The following is a 19177-nucleotide window of genomic DNA, read 5'->3' on the forward strand; positions in this document are numbered from 1 at the left end:
AAGGACATACAGATGAACAGCCTCAATACCGCTTGCCAGGAACAGGGCTTCCTTTTCGATCCGGGAGTCGCCCCATTGTTCGCGCACCTGGACCTTCGTCTGCTGGGGGGACGCGCCATCGGCATTGCCGACAATCAGTTCACCGATCTGCTCAGCGTCCTCGGCGGCCCCGGCTGCGGGGTGTGCAATGGCAACCCCCGGGACCTGCGCCGGGAGAACCTGCGCCAGTTCAGTTATCGCCTGGACGGTTCGGGCGAACTCGGGAGCGCAACGCCGGCGCCGCTGGAACTGCCCCGGCAGTTGCATCAGCGACTGGCGCCCGGAGGCGGCGAAACGCCGCTGGAGCCTGGCTTGCAACCCTGGCGCCTGGGGCCCCACAGCCCCTATGGATTCCTGCCCCTGGGCCAGACCCACAGACGGACCAATATCTCCCTGGATTCCATCGACAATCCGGCCACCGTGCTGACCTTGTCCCATTGGCCGGCCAACAAGACCCCCAGCGCCTACAAGGCCAACCTGTCCACCACCAGCGCCCTGATCTTTCTCCAACAAGGGCTGAGGGTGGAACAGGCGCAGGTGATCACCAGCGATCATTTCGATCTTGACGGGCTGGCCTCGGTCTACGCCTTCCTGGCCCCCGAGCAGGCCCTGCGGCACCGTCAATTGCTGATTGATATCGCACGACTCGGCGACTTCACCCGGGGCACTTCGCCCCAGGCCCTGCACTGCGCCTTTACCCTGCATGCCCTGGCCGCCCGGGTGCGCAGCCACAGCCAGGGGGGCAACGACCGGCGACTCATGACGCGTTTCACCACACTGTTGCCGCAACTGGCCGATGTGCTGGATAACACCCGGCGTTACGCCGAGCTGTACGACCCGGCCATGCAGGAGCTGCAGCGCAGTACGTTGCTGGTGGAGCATGCCGCCACACGGATCGAAGAGTACCCGGACATCGATCTGGCGATCTTTCGCCTGCCTGACGGGGCATGGCAGGGCGAGGGCGAGTACTTCGGCCTGTCGCCGGTGGCGTTGCACAATCGCAGTCGCTGTGGGGTGCTGGCCATCGTCAATCAGGGGCGTATCGAAATCCGCCAGCGTTATGAAAGCTGGGTCGAGCGCAGCAGCGGCATTCCCCGGGCCCGTCGGGACCTGGCGATCTTCGCCCGGGCCTTGCAGGAAACGGAGCGCACTCCTGGGCAGTGGCACTACGATGGGGTGCAGACAATCATGCCGGGCCTGAGGTTTGTCGCCGACCGGCCCAGCAGCCATTCCAGCGACAAGCTGCTGGCCGAACTGCGTCAGTTCCTCGGCCAGGCCCCGGTGGCCTGGGATGCCAACGGCCAGGCCACATAACGCCTTACCGCCAACTTCGCTTTGCCTGGCGCCCTTGTGCTGTAATCCGCGGCCACCAAACAGCACAAGGAAGCCTGTGGATGCACGAATCCGCCCGTCACATCGTCGATCTGTACCAGCGTCATGCCCAGGCTTGGGACCGGGCGCGCCGGGCCAACACCCAGGCATTTCACAGCGAACAGGCCTGGTTCGAACGCTTTCGCCAGGTCATGGGGTCTGGCCGGCAGGTACTGGACCTGGGGTGTGGCGGTGGCGAGCCGGTGGCGCGCTATCTGGTGGAACGTGGTTACGCGGTCACGGGCGTCGACAGCAGCGCCGCCTTGCTGGATCAGTGTCGCCAGCGCTTTCCCGAGCAGCAGTGGATCAACGCCGACATGCGCGGTCTGGCCCTGGATCAGGACTTTGCCGGCATCCTGGCGTGGAACAGCCTGTTCCACCTGAGCCCGGACGATCAGCGCGCCATGTTCGCCGTATTCGAACGCCATGCGGCTCCGGGCTGCGCCCTGATGTTCACCAGCGGACCTGCAGCAGGGGAGGCCATCGGCGAGTTCGAAGGCGAGGCCCTGTACCACGCGAGCCTGGACCCGGGGGAATACTGCACCTTGCTCGATACCCATGGTTTCGAAGTGGTGCAGCACATCAGTGAAGATCCACAGTGTTGCGGCTTCACCGTGTGGCTGGCCCGGGCGCTGGATTACTCATAAAAAAACCGGCCCGCAGGGGCCGGTTTTCATGTTTGCTGTCTCAGTGCTTCATCATGCTGTGGTCCGGCGCATCCAGCGCCCGGGCTTGGGCTTGGACCTTGATCGACTCCTTCTCGCCCTTGGCGTTTTCCACGATCAGGGTCAGCGGCACGGTGTCCCCGGCCTTGATCTGACCAGTGAGCTCCATGAGCATCACGTGGTAGCCGTGGGTGTCCAGGCTGACCTTCTTCCCGGCCGGCAGGGCGATGGCGTCCACTGGCTGCATGCTCATCACGTCGTTGTGCATGCTCGACTGATGGATCTGCACGTTCTTGGCCACAGGTGACTGCACTTCGACCAGCTTGCTGTCGCTGCTGGCGGTGAGGTCCATGAAGGCGCCGCTGGCGTGCTGGCCAGGGACGGTGGCGCGGACCCAGGCGTTGTCCACTTGGGTCGCGGCGCCGGCGGTGCCGGCCAGGCCCAGCAGAGAGATCAGCAGCAGGGCGGATTTAAGGCGCGACGGGCGCTGGTGGGCATTCATTAACAAACCTCCATGACGGTGAGCAGGTCTTCCGCGCACTCTTGGGCGTTGAGAGACTGGGACAGCCCCAGGCGCAAGGTGCCCCGGGAGTCGTAGACAAAGCTGGTGGCGGTATGGGACAGGGTGTAGGTCGAGCCGCTGGGGATCTTTTCGTAGAACACGCCAAATTCCTTGGCGGTGGCCGCGGTTTCTTCCAGGCTGCCGTACAGCGCTTCGAAGCTCGGATCGAAGGCCTTGACGTAGGCGTCCAGCACCTCGGGCGTGTCGCGCTCCGGGTCCAGGGTGATGAACACCACTTTCAGGCGCTCGCCATCGCGGCCCATCAGCTTCTTGGCCTGGGCGGCGCGGGCCAGGGTGGTGGGGCAGACGGCCGGGCACTGGGTGAAGCCGAAGAAGATCATCGGCATCAGGCCGCGGTAGCTGGACAGCGACTTGGTTTCGCCCTGGGAATCGGTGAGTTTGAAGGTGCGGCCGAGAATCTGATTGCTCAGGTCCTTGCCGTACTTGAAGGACAGTCGGGGACTGTTGTCGCAACCGGCAAGCAGGCCCAGGCCGAGCACCCCGGCGCTGGTGAGCAGGGTGCGGCGAGTCAGCAAAACACTCATGAAATAACGCCCTTTGAACAGCCAGACAGGCAAAAACCCGCGCATGGTAGCAAACAGACGAAAGCAGCGGCGGGCTAATTAGACCAATGCCTGCGGCCATCGGTCGCAGGTTCGGGGCGGGTCTGGGGCTTGAGCTTTTCGGCGTGGCCATCAGCGGCGCGGCAGGCCTGTGGCGGGACGCGGCCCAGAGCTTCAGTGCCGCCACAGCGTGGCGCCGATCACCAGCAACGCCAGGAGGATCAGCACCACCCCGGTGCCTCGTTCCAGCCAGGGCAGGGCCCGGGCAAAGCGCTCGCGCACCCGGCGATTGCCGATCGCCAGGGCCACCAGCACGTCCCACAGCAGCACCGCGCTGAACATCCACAGGCCGTAGACCAGTTTCCAGCCGGCGCTGGTCTGCGCGCCTACCAGGGAAGCCAGGCTGACATAGAACAGCGCGTTCTTCGGATTGAGGATGCCGGAGGCAAAGCCCATGCCCAGGCCGCGCCACCAGGTGGCACGGCCCAGCGTGCGGGTCTGGCCATTGCTGTCCACCGCGGCCAGGGAGCTGGCCCCGGCGTGGCGCAGAAACAGCCAGCCCATGTACAGCAGGTAGCCGCACCCGGCCAGCTGGATCGTCAGGAACAGCGGGCTGTCGGCCCGAAACACCGAAACCCCGGCGAAAGCCAGAACGATGAATACGCCGTTGGCCAGGGCGATGCCCAGGCAGGCGCCAGTGGCCGCGCGCCAGCCGGCGGCCATGGACATGCGCGCCACCAGGAAGAAATCCGGGCCGGGAGAGAGCAGGGCAAGAAAGTGTGCGGCGGCGACCAGCAGGAACTGTTGCAGCATCGGTAAAGACTTCCAGTGACGTGATAGCCCGGAAGTCTGCGGCGCCCCAGGGGCTGCGGTATTGAAGAAAATTGCGCGGCCTCAGGCCTTGTACAGCCCCGGGGTCACGCCGACATGGGCCTTGAACACCCGCTGGAAGTGCGCCTGATCGGCGAAACCCAGGCGCTGTGCCAGGTCGGCCGAGGGTTCCCCGGCCTGCAGCGAGGTCCGGGCCTGGATGATCCGCTGGTTCAGCTGATAGGCGTGGGGCGTCATTCCGGTGGCGCTGCGAAAGGCGCGGATCAGTTGGTAGCGACTGAGGCCGGCCAGTGCTGCCAGGCGTTCCAGGGGCTGGGCCTGTTGCGCATCGTCCCGCAGGAACTGCATGACCCGACGCACCCCGGCACCGGCCCTTGCCGGGTCGGCGGCCAGGGCAATCACCGGCTGGTCGTGGAGCGGGAAGTCGCCGATGAACTCGATCAGTGCGGCTTCCTTGTCCTGCCAGTTGGCGGCGGAAAACAGCAGGTCGTTGAGCCGGCAAACCCGCTGATACAGGTGCGGATCCTGGCTCAACAGCACCTGGCACAGCGCCGTCGGCCCGTCGTGCTGCGCTTCCTGGCGCACCGCTCCGACCCAGCGCGGGTCCAGGTGCAGCATCTGGTAGCTCCAGGCGGTATCGGGCCGTGGATTGCAGGCATGGGCGCAATGGGCCGGGACCCACACCACGCTGCCGGCCTGGATCAGGGTCGGGCCCTGGGCACCGCCGCTGAACAGGCTGACGCCACGGTCCACCACGCCGATGGACAGCGTCGGATGGCTGTGGGCCTTGTAGTTGGCGCGGCTGTCACAGGCCCGGCGGCTTTCGACGTAAGGCAGGTTTGCATCGCGCCAGAATTGCGCTGTAGAGGTCATGGCGGTTTCGCAGTGCAGGCAAAGCGGGCGGCTAGGCTAACAGGCCGGCCGGTGCGCCGGCCAGCGCCCCAGCCGCTGCTGGCTGTCCAGGCAGCGCCCAGGCATGTGTGCCACGCCACACCGGCCCGGGGCCGTGCCTGCCTATACTGCTGTTCGGGTTCGCTCAAGCGGGCCACGACCTGCAACAGGAGTTGCCATGAACTTCAAGGAAATCGCCTACGAGCAACAGGGCCCCATCGTGGTCATCCGCTTCAACCGTCCCGAGCAGCGCAACTGCATCGGCCCCGTGACCCACCGCGAACTGATCGAAGCCTGGAGCCGCTTTCGCGACGATGAAAGCGCCCTGGTCGCGATCATCACCGGCACCGGCGACCGGGCCTTTTGTGCCGGCGGCGACCTCAAGGCCGCCGCACAACTGGTGCCGTCGGACCCCGAGGAAATGGCCGCCCATGAGCGTGGCGAGCGCCCCGGCATCATTGGCCCCAGCCGCTGGGTCGATGTCTACAAGCCGGTGATCGCCGCGGTCAATGGCGTGGCCTATGCCGGGGGCCTGGAGTGGGCCTGTTTTGCCGACATGCGCATCGCCGAGGAACACGCATCCTTTGGCGTCACCTGCCGCCGCTGGAACATCGGCCTGGCGGACGGCGGCACCCAGCGCCTGCCGCGGATCATCGGCATGGGCCGGGCCATGGAGCTGATCCTCACCGGCAAGGTGATCGATGCCCAGGATGCCTATCGCATTGGCCTGGTCAACGAAATAGTGCCCAGCGGGCGCTCCCTCAAACGGGCCCTGGAGCTGGCCCGGATGCTCGCCGGGCTGCCGCAGCCGGCGATGCGCTCGGACAAGGAAGCCGCCATCCGCGGTTACGGACTGCCCCTGGCCGAAGGCCTGAAGATCGAGGCCCAGTGCTTCAACCGTTCGATCCACGCCCCTGAAACCCGGGAAGGACTGCGCCAGTTCATCGAGCGTGATCACCCCGATCGCCGGGTTCGCCCGGCGCCGGGCCTGCTCGGCGACTGAGCCCCGCCCGGACCCGGGCTTCAGGCCTGGCCGCGCAATGGCCGGCAGGCTTCTGCCAGGGTGGCGCGCAACGCCTGGCACAGGCGCTGGGGATCGCCGCCCTGGCGAAACCCCGCGACCTGGTGTTGCAGCTCGGCGAAACACCGACCCTCGGCACTGCGGGCCAGGCTCAGGCGCGGATCGGGCTGCACGTAGCGCGGATCGTCCGGCGCCAGGTACAGGCCGTTGAGGTTCTGGTAGTCGGCGTCGATCCAGGCGTACAGGTGATGGTCGAAGCGCTCGGCAAACCGATAGCGGCCAAAGTCCATCACCTGCAGTTGCAATGGCGCCACGCCGGGCACCCCCGCCAGTTGCACGTTGACCCCGTCGATCAGCAAGGGCGCACCCCGGTTGGCGCTCAGCAGGCGTTGCAGCGTCCCGGCCACCTGAGCACTGACCGCCAGCCTTTGCTCATCGCGCGTGACTTGCAGTTCGCCGTTCTCCCGGCACAGGTGAAAGCGCACCGCGCCGCAGCTGCTGGCGGTCAAGCCATAACGCCGCAGCAGAAGCTCGGCCTGCATCAGGGCCCCGGCCAGTTCGGGGCCCTGCCAGTAGCGCTGCCACTGGCAGCGCGGGCGGGTGCAGGCCCGGCGCAACAGCAGCACCGCCGGTTCCGCCGCACGCCCGTCATGCCACAAGGCATCGAAGCCCAGGTCGATCAGGGCATAGGCCGGCAATGGCGTGATCGCGGCGCCGGCGTGGTTCATGGCGGCGAACACCAGGTGCTCCATCAGCACTTCGTGCACCGCCTCGGCCAGGGTCAGCAGACCGTTGGAATGGGGCAACTGCGGGGCTTCGTCCGGCGGCACGCCAATGCCCTTGATGTCGAACAGCACCTGTTCGCTGGCCGGCGTGCACAGCACCGCGGCGCGCCCATAACGTGGCGGACGCCAGGCCGTTACCCGCCGGTCGTCCAGGGTAATCGGGGTGTTGATGCCCTGGGCCGCTGCCTGGCTGGTGGATATAAAAGCCGCGTGGTCCAGCAGCCAGCGATCGATGGCCGCCTCCGTGGCTCCCTCCCAGGGCGCGTCGAAGTCGGCGCGCAGCGCCGGGTAGTTGGCGAACAGCACTCGCGCACCGGCCACCCCGAGCAGTTGTTCCGTGCTCAGTGTCTGGCCGCTCTCGGCGTAGTCGGCCAGTCGTTGCACCCGTGGGCCTGGGGCGAAAGGCAGGTTCAGATCGTGCTGGGGTTGCCAGGCGGGACTGTTCATCGAGTGTCTCCGGCCCAGGCATCCAGGCGCCCGGGGTGGTCGAGGGCGGCGATCGGGTCCAGCAGGACCCAGTTGCGGCGCAGTTCCAGGCTGGCTTGCGGCCCCTGGGCCACCTCGCCACGGCCGCGCAGCATGGGCAGCTCCCGCAGCGCGCCGGCCGCCGGGGCGCAGACCCCCAGTGCCTCGGCATGGGGGCTGTGGCGCAGGCGTTCGAACAACTGCGGTTCGCGGGTGCGGATCGCCAGGTATTGACCGCTGGGCAGCGCCGATCCGGCCGCGGTCCAGGGTTCCAGGCCGGCATCGCGCAAGCGCGCCAGCAGCCCGGGCATCTGCTCCCGCAGCCGTCGGCTACGGGCCTGGGCCCGGGCGACTGCGGGCATCAGCGCCGGCAGGGCATGAATCGACAGGGCCGGGCTCAAGGCCGGGCAGGCGCGGGAACGCTGGCCCGGCGACCAGACGTCGATGTCGCCATCCACCGGCAGATCGCCGAATAGCGCGCCACCGCCGCCGATGTCCAGGGCCTTGCCGTGGCCCAGGGAGGTGACCACCAGCGATGCGCCGGGACAGCACAGGTCCCAGGCACCGGCGCTGTCCTCGATGATCGGCAGGCGCGGGCCCAGCAACTGGCGCAAGGCCGGGATGTCACAGGGCAAGCCGTATTGATGGACCGCGATCACCGCGTCCAGGCCATGGATATGGGGCGCCAGCGCCTCGCTGCTGAGCAGCAGGTCGGCGGCGTTTTCGATAATCACCGGTATCGCGCCGGCATTGAGGACGGCGGCCACCACTTGATGGCAGGTGGCGGCGGGAACCGCGACCCGCCAGGTGCCGCTGGCCCCCAGTTGGCGCAGCGCCAGTTCCAGCGCCGCGCTGCCGGAACCGACCAGGGCGCCGTGGCGCCGCTGATAAAACTGCGCAAGCCAGGACGAGCACGGCAGCCGATCGGCCTCCCGTGCCCGCCACTGGCCATCGGCAGGACCTGGAACTACTTGCACTTGTCCATGGCGCAAGCGGTGAGGGCTTCGACCTTGCATTTATCCATGGCACAGGCGGTGAGGGCTTCGACCTTGCACTTGTCCATGGCGCAGGCGGTGAGGGCTTCAACCTTGCACTTGTCCATGGCGCAGGCGGTCAAGGCCTCGACCTTACACTTGTCCATGGCGCAGGCAGTCAAGGCCTCGACCTTGCATTTATCCATGGCGCAAGCAGTCAGGGCCTCGGCCCGAGGGCCGCCGATGCGCCAACTGGTGAATTTGCTCTCCGGCAGCGCGCCGCGCTTGACCACATCCAGGTGCAGGGTGCGGGCTTCATGGTCGTTGCATTCGAGCAGGATCTCGTCCTCGGCGACCGCGAAGTGATCGTGCAGCAGGCAGAGTCCGAAGCGATCCAGGTTGCCGTGGCGCTCCAGTAGCTCATGCAGGTCATTGATGAATTGCGCATCAGACGCCCCCAGTGGCATGGCTTCGTCAAAGGAGGGATTGGTGTGTCCGTTCATGTGGTGTACTCCAATAGGTTTGATTTACAGCGGTCATCTTCATCAACAGTGCGCGGCAGTGGCGGTCTCATGCACCTCCTTGTTCCGGTGGAACCTTGTTGGCGGATACCCATAGAGTCTCGATGCTCAGCAGCGGTGGCTGGTTGTCCGCGGCCACCGCGCCCCGCGCCAGTTGCGCCGGATCGTCGGCGCTGAAGGCCCGCAGAGTCAGGTCGACCCGGGCGTTGCCCTGCACCGTGACCTGTTCGGCCAGGCGCCAGCGATCGATGGCCTGGCTGAAGGCGCTGGTGAAGGGCGGCGGACTGTTCAGCGAAGTCGCCACCGGCAACAGCAGCGCCGCCGGTAGCACGGTGCGCGCGACCACGCCGGGCGAGGCGACCTCGTAGCTGTAGCGGCCCTCCATGCCGACCTGCACCGTGGTGCCGTTACTGCCGGCGCCCAGGGCGGCGAAAAACACCTCCAGGTAGTCGTCCAGGCTGGCGTTCGGCACCTTCAGGTTGTCCAGGGAGAAGCTGCCTTGGCTGATGTGCGGGCTGATGCTTTCGACAAAGCGCACCACCGGCGTTGAGAAGCGGAACAGCGGGTTGGTCTGCAGGGTGCCGATGTCCGCGGCGGGGAACAGGATGCGGTTGCGTTCCACCGACAGCGAGGCCCAGGCGTTCTGGTGGTCGAACAGGTTGAGGGCCGGCAGGCTGGTGCGGCGCTCGTCGATCAGCAGTGCATCCGCGTAGGCGAGCCACACGGCTGGCTGGCTGCCCTTGAGTCGGTAGCGGTAGGCGATCAGCCCCGGGTTGCTCGGATCGACCACGCTCACCGCGTCGTACTGTTGCGGGGCGATCTGCACCAGCGGCAAGGGCAGGCTGACCTTGCCGAGCTGGGGCAGGGTGGCGCTGATCTGCCCGCTGGCCGCATCGTAGCTGGCCGCCACCTGATTGATGCTGACATCCAGCAGCAGGGTTTCGGCCCGCTCCTGGCCATCCACCGTCACCGGTGCCAGTACCTGGCTGAAGCTGCAGGTCAGGGCCTGGGGCGCGACAAACGCCGCCGCGCTGCGCAGCAGCGGCCGGGCCCAGGCATCGTAGGCCTCGGTGACCTCCTGGACGATGTAGACGAAGGCCTCCACCGCCTGTTGCGCCGCGGCAATCTGCACCGCGGTGGGCTCGCCGAAGTTGATCGCGCTGAGGTTGTCCTGCATCGCCACTTCAATGCTCGGGTACACGCTGACGAATTGCGCCAGGGCGGTGACCAGGCTCTTGTTGGCACTGCGCAGCGCGCCATCGACGGTTGGCGTGTTGAGGGCGATGGCCACGTTCAGGCTGTCCTGGGCCGTGCCGCGCACCAGCGAGTCGAAGGCGTAGGTCCATTTGCTCAGGTCCGAGACCTGCTGCGGCACCGGGGCCCAGGCCGTCGCGGTCTGCCCCTGAATGGTCGGCGGCTCGGGCAGGGCCCGCAGCAGCACCGGCAGGTTCAGGGTCTGGCCGTCGGCCAGGGGCACCCGCAAGGGGCCGGAGATCAGCGAGATCCAGTTCGACTGGGTGTAGCCGCTGATGCCCGGCACATTGCGCACGTCATGCTCCAGGTGGCTGATCTGCAGCTCCAGGTCCAGCGGCACGTAGCTTCTTGCCGCCTCGTTGCGCGAGTTGAAGACAAACGCCAGGGCGCTTTCCCCAGGGGTGTCGGGCAGGGCGATGCGCCCGCTGCCAAAGGCGTAGTTGTCGTTGCCGGCCACCGCTGGGTCGCTGGTGCGCGCCGCAGGTGCGGCGCTCGCCACCGTCGGCTGGCCGTACAGCGACAGGGGCTCGCCGGTGGCGCTGCCTTGCACCGAGAAGCCGACGATGGCGGTGGTGCTGTAGGCCGAATACAGCTGGTTGAGCAGGGTCTGGCGCAGCTTCTCGCCCGCGGCGGCCCGCGCCGGGCCATCCTGCGGGCCTGCCGAGAGCACCGGCTTGATGGTCGATGCAATGGCGTCGGCCAGGGTCTGCTTGGCGCTGAGGATTTTCCCCAGGTTGCCGTCCTTGAGCGGGTCCTTGCTGCCCAGCAGGGTGTCGAGCAGAAACACCGAGGGCGCGTAGGTCGGCGCGAGGAAGCCGTCGATGGCCTTGAGGGCGGTTTCGAACCACAGGTTCTGATCGACCCCGGTGAGGGTCAGGGTCACGGGATCGCCGCTCGGGAATGGCTGGTCCGGCTGGTAGTTGGGGTAGATCTGCACGCTGTCGGAGGTCAGGCTGCGGGCGATCGGCTGGGCGGCGAAGTAGCCCGGGGCCGGATCGATGCGGTAACGGATGCCGTCGGCGCCGTCGCTCAGGGCAAAACGCGCGGCCCATAGGGTCTGGCTGCGGCCGTCCGGGGTGCTGCCCGGGTCCGCGGTGCCGCTGCCGACCCGGGTCATCCAGGCCCCGGCCCGCTGGAACAGCGCCTCGAAGGTCCGGGCGAACTGGCTGTAGCCGCTGGTGCGGGCGCTCAGTGCATCGGGGACCGGCAGCAGGGTGCTGGTCACCGCCACACCACCTTCCAGGCCGGCGACATCCGGCTCCACCAGCGCCGCGACCCGGCGCAGGCTGAGGGTCAGGCTCAGGGGCAGGATCGAGCCCGGGGCCAGGGCGTCGATGTCCACCGCCAGCGTCAGTTGCACCGTGGCCGGCGCGGCAGGGCGGGTGCCCTGGACCACTTGGGCGAGGTACAGGATCACCCCGTTGACATAGTCCAGCAGTGGCTGCGCCTGGTTGTCATCAAGTCGGCTCAGGGGCTGGGCGAACAGGCTGTTGACCAGCTCCACGCTGACTGCGCGGCCCTGGCACCAGGGCAACTGCAGATCCTTGTAGGACTGGTTCAGCTGGTAGTAGATCAGGTTGAACATCGCCAGGTCCTTCTTGGCCTGCTCCTTGACCTTGTCACCGCCGGCCGGGTCATAGCTGGAAGTGTCGAGGCTCAGGCTGATCACCAGTTGCGCGCCGCCGGCAACGGCTTCGTAGGTATAGAAACTGCGGGTGTTGGGCCAGGCCGACAGGGCGATCAGCCGGTCGCAGTAACGCAGCGGCAGCGGCGGGTGATTGAGGCTGCCGGGATACCCGGGCGCGGGGGCCTGGAAGGGGGTGACGGTGATGTTGCCGAAGATGTCCAGCCAGGTCAGGTTGACCTGGGCGAAGCTGCCCACGCCACGGTAGGGGTTGTCCTCCGCGCTCGGCAGCCCGGGCCGGGCCGGCGTCGGTGCGGCATTGCTGGTGGCGCGCCGGGCCAGGCCAAGGGTCTGCTGGTAGCTGTACTGGCTGTCCTCGGCCAGGTCGTTGAGGGCCCGGGCGCGGCTTTGCGGATCGCGCATGGCCCGCCGGCGGGCCTGAGCCTCGGGCGAGTCGACGCCACTGTCCGGCCGCTGCGGGCCGAAGGGCAGGGCCAGCTCGCTGGCGCTGAACCAGGGCGAACCGTCGAGCCCGGCGGACAGCACCGAGTACAGGTTGTACAGGTAGGCGCTGGCGTAGCCGTCCGGGTCCTGGCTTGGCGAATCCACCGGCGGTGGGTTGTTGCGCAGCACACTGAAAGCTGCGTTGCCCTGTTTGAACACCGCCTGCAGATCGAAGGTCTGGGTGTCGATGCTCAGGCTGCTGCCGACACTGAACAGCCCGGTGACCTGCGCGGCGCCCACCGCCAGGGCATCCAGGTCAAGGCCGTAGTAGCTGGCCAGGGATTGCAGGCTGTTGCCCGGCGCCAGGCTGGCGTCGACGACATAGGTCAGGGCCGGGATGAACAGGGCCACGCCGCCGGCGGCGCTGACCCCGGGGTTGAGGTTGGCGATCTGCGTGGCGCTGATCGGTTGCAGCGCGCCCACCGAGTAGTAGCGCGCCAGGTTATCGAGAATGCTCGCGCTCTGGCCGTTGCCGGCGCTGGCCTCGGCCGGGGTCACCAGGTGGATGATGCCGTCCACCGGCACCTGCACTGCCTTGCTCAGCGTGACGCCGGCATTGAGCTCGGCGATGTGTCCAGTGCCGATGCCGTAGAAGGCCGCGAGGTTGTCCAGGCTGTCGCCGGCACCGGTGGGTTGGCTGTGGTCGGCGGTGGCGGCCGAGCGCAGGGTCATGTGGCTGCCTTGCTGGATCACCGTGTCGGTGCTGACGAAGGCGTTGACGAAGTTGCCCAGGCGGCCGTCGAGGGCGGCGCGGGGGTAGGTCACCACCAGGGTCAGGGTGGCGGTGCCGCTGTCGTCGAAGATGCTGTCGGGCAGGCCGGCGGCGGCGATTGCATCGTAGTAGCTCAGGTAGTAGCCGCCGGAGCGCACGGTGGACAGCTCCCAGAGCAGCTTGACCACTTCCTCGGGCGGATTGAGGATGCCCCGCGGTCCGGCTTCTTCGGCCAGGCGCGCGGCCATCAGGGCCGGCGGCGGGTTGGTTTCGGTGGACAGGTTGGTCTGGGTCAGGAAGGCCAGGAAGTCGCTGGCGGCCTGGCTCAGCAGGTTGCTGGCCTTGGCGTTGCCCTGGGGCATCAGCAGGAACTGACCGCTGATGATCGCGCTGCCCAGCTCGCTGACCGCGATCAGCAGGCGTTCCAGCAACTGCGCGTCGGTGGCCGACGGACCGAGCAGTTCATAGGTGTAGGACAAGTTGCTGCCGCTGCCGGCGATGGCCCCGGGTTCGGCCTGGGGCAGGCGCTTGATGGTGAAATCGACCCGGGTCGCGTAGCTGTAGGCCGGGATCTCGCGGCTGGTGGTTTCCAGGGTCGCCGGGTCGGTGGATACCTCGCACGGGGTGAACGCCGGCAGGTAGGGTATTTGCTGCGCCAGCTGCGGCAACTGCCGGGTGAGGGTGCCGACTCGCTGGTTGATCAGCTGGATCAGGCCGTCGGGCAGGGACCAGAGCATGGGCTGCACGCTGGCGCCGCCCTCGGCGCTGGCCCGCAACCCCGGCTGGCAGAGGTCACGCAACTGCTGCAGGTCGGCGGTCGACCACAGGGACACGCTTTTTACCGCGTAGTCTTTCGGGCTGCGGGCCACGGTGGGCAGCAGGTCGATGCGCGGCGCCGGCTGGAACTTGCCTTGCCGGGCGTAGGCCAGCACCCCGCAGAGGTTGCTGTAGGCCTGGTTCAGGTTCATCGAGCCGCTGCTGGCTCCGGCGATCTGCACGAACGACAGGTCGACCCCGTGGCTGGTGGCGGCCCGGCTCAGGCTGATGGGAAAATCGCTGCCGGACAATTGGCCGGCCGGGGTCGGGAACTGCTGCCCGGTCAGCTGGTACAGGCCATAGGCGTTCTGCTGGGCGGGGTAGAGAAACTCCGGACTCAGGCTCAGGCCGCCCATGCCCGCCGGGTTCGCCGGCAGGCGCAGGCCGTAGGCCAGAAAGCGCGAGAGCATGCCCGCCAGTTGCGACAGCTGGTCGGTGGCCACCAGCAGATTCCACAGGTCCTCGGTGTACAGGCTGTTGAGCGAGGTGAGGGTGATCTGCGGCGTGGCGAACAGGGGCGCCACCCCGAAGTTGGCTGATGCCGGGTTGCTGAACAGGGTCATGGCACTGACGCCGAAGCGCGCGCCGGCGCTGTTGAGGCTGTCGCCGGCGGTGCGGTACGCCAGGTTCGGCAGCAGCAGCGGCTGGCCGGCAAGCAACAGCCCGGGCATGGCGTACAGCGCACTGTCCTGGGCCAGTTGCGCCAGCGTCACGCCCAGGGCCCGGGCCAGGCTGTTGAAGGTTTCCCCGGGGCCGGTGGTGTACTGATGGATGTCGTTGCCCACCGGCAGGCTGATCACCTGATTGGCGGCGATCACCAACGAATTGCCGTTGGCCAGGATCAGCCCCGAGGCGCTGGTGCTCCAGCGCGCCGGTACGCTGCTGTCGGACCAGGCCGCGGCGACCTTGGCCAGGGTGTCGCTGCTCTGCAGGGTGTAGGCCGGCAGCGGGATATCCAGGGTCAGGCCGTCGCTCAGGGCAACTTCGGCGTTGGGCCGGACGATATCGTCCAGGGTCAGGTAGTTGCCGCGCAGGTCGTTGGTCCAGCTCAGGATGGTGCTGATGGAGTTGCCGTTGGCCGTGGCATAGGCGTAGTCGTCAAAGGCATTCAACGCGACCTGCAACAGTTGCCGGCCGATGACCATGAAGGCGTCGGTGAAGATCACCGCGGCCATGGATTCGCTGTCGTCCGCCGTGGCCCGCAGTGTCGGTGTCGGGGTTTCCTCGTCGGTCACCAGCGCGGCCAGCTCCTTGAACATCTGCGCGACATTGCTGCGGTAGGTGCTGTTGGTGCCCACGTAGCGGGCGAAATCCACGGTCGCGCTGCCGGCATTGGCCAGGGGCACGCTCAGCGACAGACCGTCGAATACCGGGAACAGCACCGAACCGGCTTGCAGCACCTGCTGGATCTGCGCCTGGTTGGTGGCGTCGGGCAGGGTGATGCTGACCTCGAAGGACGACAGGAAGGTCAGCAGCTCGCTGATGCCGAACGGCGGGTTGGCCAGGTCGGCCAGGCGTCTGATGTCCTCCACAAGCATGGCCTTGTCCACCAGGGTGCCGAGGATGTCGGCCAGGGTGTCCTGGTCGCTGCTGGCCGAGCCCAGGCTGCCCACCAGCCAAGGCAGGTAGTCGGCGCACAGGCGTTCGAAGCTGCTGTTGCCGGCGCTGTCGGCCGAAGCCCGGGTCGGCGAGGGCGCGTCCATGGTCAGCAGGAACACGAAGGCTCCTTGCTGGTCGGCGTAGTCGCTGGCGCCCTCGTTGCACAGCACGGTGAATTGCGGCGTGGCGTAGAGGTTGAGCAGCGGTTTGCCGGCGGCGCGCAGCAGCGTCATCGGTTGCGGCGTGGTGGCCCGCCGCGCACTGGTCAGCTGGACATGGCGGGCCTGGCGCGCCAGCAGCAGGCCGGGTTCGGCCCAGGGCGCCGGGCCGCTCTCGATGGCGTTGATCTCGAAGCGCGCCGAGACGTCGGCATGGAAGGAAAAACTGATGCTGAAGCTGAACAGGCCGAGGTCGATCTTGACCTTGACGCTGACCTCCACCGTGGCCCGGGCGGCAATCGGAATCGGCTTGTAGCTCTCGTAGGTCAGGGACAGCGACAGGGTGATGCGCACGTTGACTGCGGCCGAGATGATGGCGAAGTCGATGCTGCCGTAGAGCAGGCCGATGACCCCGACCGTGCCCTGGATCTTGAAGTAGTAGTCGTCCTGCACGCTCTTGCCGGCCGGCACCAGGGCGGTGGACGGACGATAGGCGTGGAAGGCGGCGATGGTGCCTTCCAGGATGCCGAACACGGTCAGGGCGAAACCGGCCTTGAGCGGCCCCTTGACGAAGTTGTAGCCCAGGCCCAACTGCAGGCCCAGGCCGAAGACGATCACCGGGTCGAAGGTGCCCTGGGTGGTCTTCGGCACCTGGGTGGCGGTCACCGACGACAGCTTGCCCAGGTAGAAACCGCCGGCGCCGAGCACCGGCACGCCGTAGACGATCGCGGAAATCGAGAATGAGCGGGTGAAGTCCAGGTTGTAGGGAAAACCGATGTCGATGAGAAAGTCGCCGTTGGTGTAGATCTTCACCCCGATCTCCGGCAGCACCACGGACACCGCGCCGAAGTTGAGGTTGCGGATGCTGTCGGGGAAGGTCCATTCGATCTGGTACACGCCGACATCGTCGGTGATCTTTTTGTACAGGATGTCCAGCACCAGGTTGCCCAGGGCCTTGGCCTTCTCCCCGGCCAGGGCCAGGCGCAGGCCATAGAGGTTGGGGTCGTTGAACACCAGCATCAGGTCGACGGTCCAGTCCTTGCCGGTCTTGAGCAGCAACAGTTGCCCGGCGATCAGCCAGTCGCTGTTGCGGTTGTAGTAGGGCACGCCCTTGCTGCCGCTGTCGCTGGGGTTCAGGGTGTTGCTGGAACCGGTGGTCGACGGCACGCCCTTCAGGGCGTCGATCACCGCCTTGGTGTTGGCGAAGCTGTCGTAGCCGCTGATGGCCACCCGCTGGCCGAGCACCAGCAGCGGCAGGCTGAAGTAGTCCGTGCCCTGGCCCGGCACCGTAGGCAGCTTGTCCACCGGCTGGCCTTTGCTCGGGTCCAGCAGGTTGCTCCAGTCCTGCTGCTCCTGGGGGTTGTTGCCCTTGAACACCGAAGAGCCGTCGATGCCCAGGGTGATCTTGTCCACGCCATTGACCTTTTTGCGCTCGAACACCAGGCCGTCGATGCTCATGAAGCCCAGGTCGATCTTGCTCGCCAGGGTGTACTTGGCGCTGATGCTCGGCACGCTACTGCCGCTGCTGTTTTCCAGGTTGATGATCAGCGACAGGCCGTCGAGGGAAATCTGGTTGAGCACGTCCCAGGGCGAGCTCAGGGTGAAGTACGGGTCGTTCAGTGATTGCATGAGTTTCTGGATCAGCCGGCCCAGGCTCCAGTTCTTCAGGGTGAAAGTCAGGGTCTTCTTGTCGACCTGATAGATCGCCGTCAGGCCTTCCCAGGACAGGGTCAGCTGGGCGTTGCTGCCCTGATTGTCGGGGGCGAAGCTGTAGCCCAGCAGCACGCTGTCGTTGAGAAAGCTGAAATCCCACAGGGTGGTGGCGCTGCCGCTGTATTGCTGGTTCGCCGGCTTGCTGGCGTCGTAGCTCAGGCTCAGGGTGGCCAGGGTGTCGACGCTGAAGGCCTGGCCCAGGTTGAAGGTCCAGCGCAGGCTGCCGGCCACCGTGTAGCTGTCGAGCGGGGTGTTGCCGGTGCTCAGGCTGGCGTCCACCTGCAGGGTGTTGACCAGCAATTGGCCGGGCAGGAAATCCGGAAAGGCAAAGGCCCCACCGAAGCTGAGGAACTGGCTGACCAGCTGTTGCACGTCCACCGGCTGCGCCAGTTGCGCGGCGACTTGCCAGGTGGCCGGGGTCTTGCTGCCGTCGTAGTCGAGGCTGGCATTGGCGAAATACGGACCGATGCCCACCAGCCCACCAATCCCCGCCTGGTAGGTGGTTACCGCCGGGGCGTTGGTGCCGCTGGCGGCGGTGGGGGTGGTGGCCTTGATGTACAGCTGGCCGTCGGTGACCGAGAGAATCGGCTTGCCGGCCAAGGTGAACAGGTTCAGGTCGAGCTCGAAACCGGCGTTGAAGGCGTAGCTCTTGGCGCTGACGTCCAGGCTCAGGCCGACGTCGGACAGCGAGGCATCGACGAAACTCTTGGGGATGCGGATCAACTGAGCGGTCAGTGTGGCGATCAGGTCGTTGAGGTTGGCGGTGCCGTCGAAGCGTGCCAGCAGTTGCAGGTCGGAATTGAACTGGACGAAGAACAGGCCGTTTTCGCCCGCGGTCTTGCCCTTGAACACCTCGGGCAACAGCAGGAAGTGGGTCTGGAACAGAAAGCTCTGGGCGTTGCCCTCGGGCAGGAAGTTGATCCCCCACACCAGTTCGAAATCGGTGACGCCGAACACCAGCTGGTTGGTCGGGTCCTGCAGGGGCACCCAGGGATGCTCGACATTGATCACCGTGGGGTCGGCGCCCAGGGTCACGCTGGCGGTGCTCAGGGCCAGTTTCGGGCGGGTGACGCCACTCAGGGCGAGGCTGCGCAGGCCGATTCCGGAGAGGAACTGTTGCAGCACCGGCGGCGTGCCGCTGAAGAAGCTGCCGTTGTTGTCCAGCAGGCCGATGATGGTTGCCGGGGTCAGCAGGGCGCTGCCGTCATCGCTGTGGCCGAGGTAGAAATTGAAGGCGCTGCCGTTGTTGATCTGGGCCAGGGCGCGCATCTGGTAGTCGACGGACTGGCCGTTCTGGTCGGTGAGGCTCAGGTTGAGGCCGAAATACAGGCTGACCTGCTGGTCGTAGAAGGCTTCGGCCGGGTCTTCGCCGTCCTGCAGTTCCGGCGGGCCGATGATCAGGCCGAACACCGGGGTGTCGACATTCAGGTACAGCAGCTTCAGGCCGCCGCTGACGTTGAGGAATGGCGCCTGCAAGGTGGTGGTGGGCATGAACACCTCGACCCCGTCGACCTTGGCGAAGTCCATGCTGCCGGTGAAGGGCAGGGCCAGGGTCGGGAACCCCAGGTTCTGCACCACCGCGACCGCGGTGCTGAGCTGGGCCGGCGGCGTCAGCTGGGCGGCAAAGCCCTGGCGCGGGCCCTGGCTGGCCTTGAAGGTGAAGACCGCGTTGCTGATTGCGGTCCACTTGAAGGGCATGCCGGTGGCGAAGCTCGACAGGTCGGCCCAGGTCCAGCTGGCCGGGGTGGTGACGATTTCCAGGGTCAGGCTCTGGGCCCCGGCAGCGCCCGTGAGGCCGAAGGTCAGGACCAGCCCCTGCTGGATGTCCTGTTGCAGGAAGCGCGCGCTGACCCCGGTGACCTTGAAGCTCTGGGTGGCGGGGTTCAGCGGCTGCACGCTCTGCGCGGTGAGGTTGATCGTGAGCCCGGCGACCGGCGATTGGAAGGCCGCCTTGAGGTCGTTGTCCAGGGTGGCGGACACGCTGACCGTGGCGTCCGCCAGGCCGGCGATCAGGTAGTCGCGGGTGAGGACGATCGGCGCGCCGGCATCGCCGGTCAGGGCCGCGGCGAGGTTGCTCAGGGGACTGTTGGCCATCTGTCTTCTCCTTGT

11 protein-coding genes are annotated in these 19177 nt (G+C 66.9%); 3 read left to right on the forward strand and 8 right to left on the reverse strand.

Going from position 1 to position 19177, the window contains the following annotated elements:
* Positions 1-12 precede the first annotated feature (12 nt).
* On the forward strand, positions 13-1353 hold the full coding sequence (locus L1O02_RS15650) for a DUF6687 family protein (RefSeq protein WP_235760213.1): 1341 nt from the start codon (positions 13-15) through the stop codon (positions 1351-1353).
* Between the two features lie 80 nt (positions 1354-1433).
* Positions 1434-2057: a class I SAM-dependent methyltransferase gene (locus tag L1O02_RS15655; protein WP_235760214.1), complete on the forward strand. Its 624-nt coding sequence runs from the start codon at positions 1434-1436 to the stop codon at positions 2055-2057.
* A gap of 40 nt (positions 2058-2097) precedes the next feature.
* Here L1O02_RS15655 and L1O02_RS15660 read toward each other — a convergent pair whose 3' ends face one another.
* The 4 genes from L1O02_RS15660 to L1O02_RS15675 form a co-directional block, all read right to left on the reverse strand.
* A complete protein-coding gene (locus L1O02_RS15660; protein ID WP_235760215.1) occupies positions 2098-2577 on the reverse strand; it encodes a copper chaperone PCu(A)C in 480 nt (159 codons plus the stop codon).
* A complete protein-coding gene (locus tag L1O02_RS15665; protein ID WP_042941277.1) occupies positions 2577-3182 on the reverse strand; it encodes an SCO family protein in 606 nt (201 codons plus the stop codon). Before L1O02_RS15665 ends, L1O02_RS15660 begins: the two co-directional genes overlap by 1 nt.
* 192 nt (positions 3183-3374) lie before the next feature.
* Positions 3375-4013, reverse strand: a complete 639-nt coding sequence (locus tag L1O02_RS15670; protein ID WP_129406117.1) for a LysE family translocator — start codon at positions 4011-4013, stop codon at positions 3375-3377.
* Positions 4014-4094: 81 nt separating this feature from the next.
* Positions 4095-4904 (reverse strand): AraC family transcriptional regulator, encoded by an 810-nt coding sequence (locus L1O02_RS15675; RefSeq protein ID WP_235760216.1) that lies wholly within the window; start codon positions 4902-4904, stop codon positions 4095-4097.
* A gap of 196 nt (positions 4905-5100) precedes the next feature.
* Between L1O02_RS15675 and L1O02_RS15680 the strand changes: the two genes are divergently transcribed.
* The gene (locus tag L1O02_RS15680; protein WP_235760217.1) at positions 5101-5925 is read left to right on the forward strand and encodes an enoyl-CoA hydratase-related protein; all 825 of its coding nucleotides are present in this window, start codon (positions 5101-5103) and stop codon (positions 5923-5925) included.
* A gap of 20 nt (positions 5926-5945) precedes the next feature.
* On the opposite strand, the gene L1O02_RS15685 is transcribed toward L1O02_RS15680, so the two are convergent.
* From L1O02_RS15685 to L1O02_RS15700, 4 genes are all read right to left on the reverse strand, one after another.
* The gene (locus L1O02_RS15685; RefSeq protein WP_235760218.1) at positions 5946-7175 is read right to left on the reverse strand and encodes a hypothetical protein; all 1230 of its coding nucleotides are present in this window, start codon (positions 7173-7175) and stop codon (positions 5946-5948) included.
* Positions 7172-8170 (reverse strand): DegT/DnrJ/EryC1/StrS family aminotransferase, encoded by a 999-nt coding sequence (locus L1O02_RS15690; protein WP_235760219.1) that lies wholly within the window; start codon positions 8168-8170, stop codon positions 7172-7174. The genes L1O02_RS15685 and L1O02_RS15690 overlap by 4 nt, the downstream gene beginning before the upstream one ends.
* Positions 8161-8670 (reverse strand): hypothetical protein, encoded by a 510-nt coding sequence (locus tag L1O02_RS15695; RefSeq protein WP_060839285.1) that lies wholly within the window; start codon positions 8668-8670, stop codon positions 8161-8163. Before L1O02_RS15695 ends, L1O02_RS15690 begins: the two co-directional genes overlap by 10 nt.
* Positions 8671-8737: 67 nt before the next feature.
* Positions 8738-19162, reverse strand: a complete 10425-nt coding sequence (locus L1O02_RS15700) for a LysM peptidoglycan-binding domain-containing protein (protein ID WP_235760220.1) — start codon at positions 19160-19162, stop codon at positions 8738-8740.
* Positions 19163-19177 lie beyond the last annotated feature (15 nt).

The sequence above is a fragment of the Pseudomonas sp. BC42 genome (assembly GCF_021560055.1).
GTDB lineage: Bacteria > Pseudomonadota > Gammaproteobacteria > Pseudomonadales > Pseudomonadaceae > Aquipseudomonas.

Bases quoted from the DNA above. Each gene is read 5' to 3' on its own strand.
- L1O02_RS15665 (WP_042941277.1), bottom strand. From the start codon at position 3,182: ATGAGTGTTTTGCTGACTCGCCGCACCCTGCTCACCAGCGCCGGGGTG.
- L1O02_RS15655 (WP_235760214.1), top strand. From the start codon at position 1,434: ATGCACGAATCCGCCCGTCACATCGTCGATCTGTACCAGCGTCATGCC.
- L1O02_RS15700 (WP_235760220.1), bottom strand. From the start codon at position 19,162: ATGGCCAACAGTCCCCTGAGCAACCTCGCCGCGGCCCTGACCGGCGAT.
- L1O02_RS15695 (WP_060839285.1), bottom strand. From the start codon at position 8,670: ATGAACGGACACACCAATCCCTCCTTTGACGAAGCCATGCCACTGGGG.
- L1O02_RS15660 (WP_235760215.1), bottom strand. From the start codon at position 2,577: ATGAATGCCCACCAGCGCCCGTCGCGCCTTAAATCCGCCCTGCTGCTG.
- L1O02_RS15670 (WP_129406117.1), bottom strand. From the start codon at position 4,013: ATGCTGCAACAGTTCCTGCTGGTCGCCGCCGCACACTTTCTTGCCCTG.
- L1O02_RS15680 (WP_235760217.1), top strand. From the start codon at position 5,101: ATGAACTTCAAGGAAATCGCCTACGAGCAACAGGGCCCCATCGTGGTC.
- L1O02_RS15675 (WP_235760216.1), bottom strand. From the start codon at position 4,904: ATGACCTCTACAGCGCAATTCTGGCGCGATGCAAACCTGCCTTACGTC.
- L1O02_RS15650 (WP_235760213.1), top strand. From the start codon at position 13: ATGAACAGCCTCAATACCGCTTGCCAGGAACAGGGCTTCCTTTTCGAT.
- L1O02_RS15685 (WP_235760218.1), bottom strand. From the start codon at position 7,175: ATGAACAGTCCCGCCTGGCAACCCCAGCACGATCTGAACCTGCCTTTC.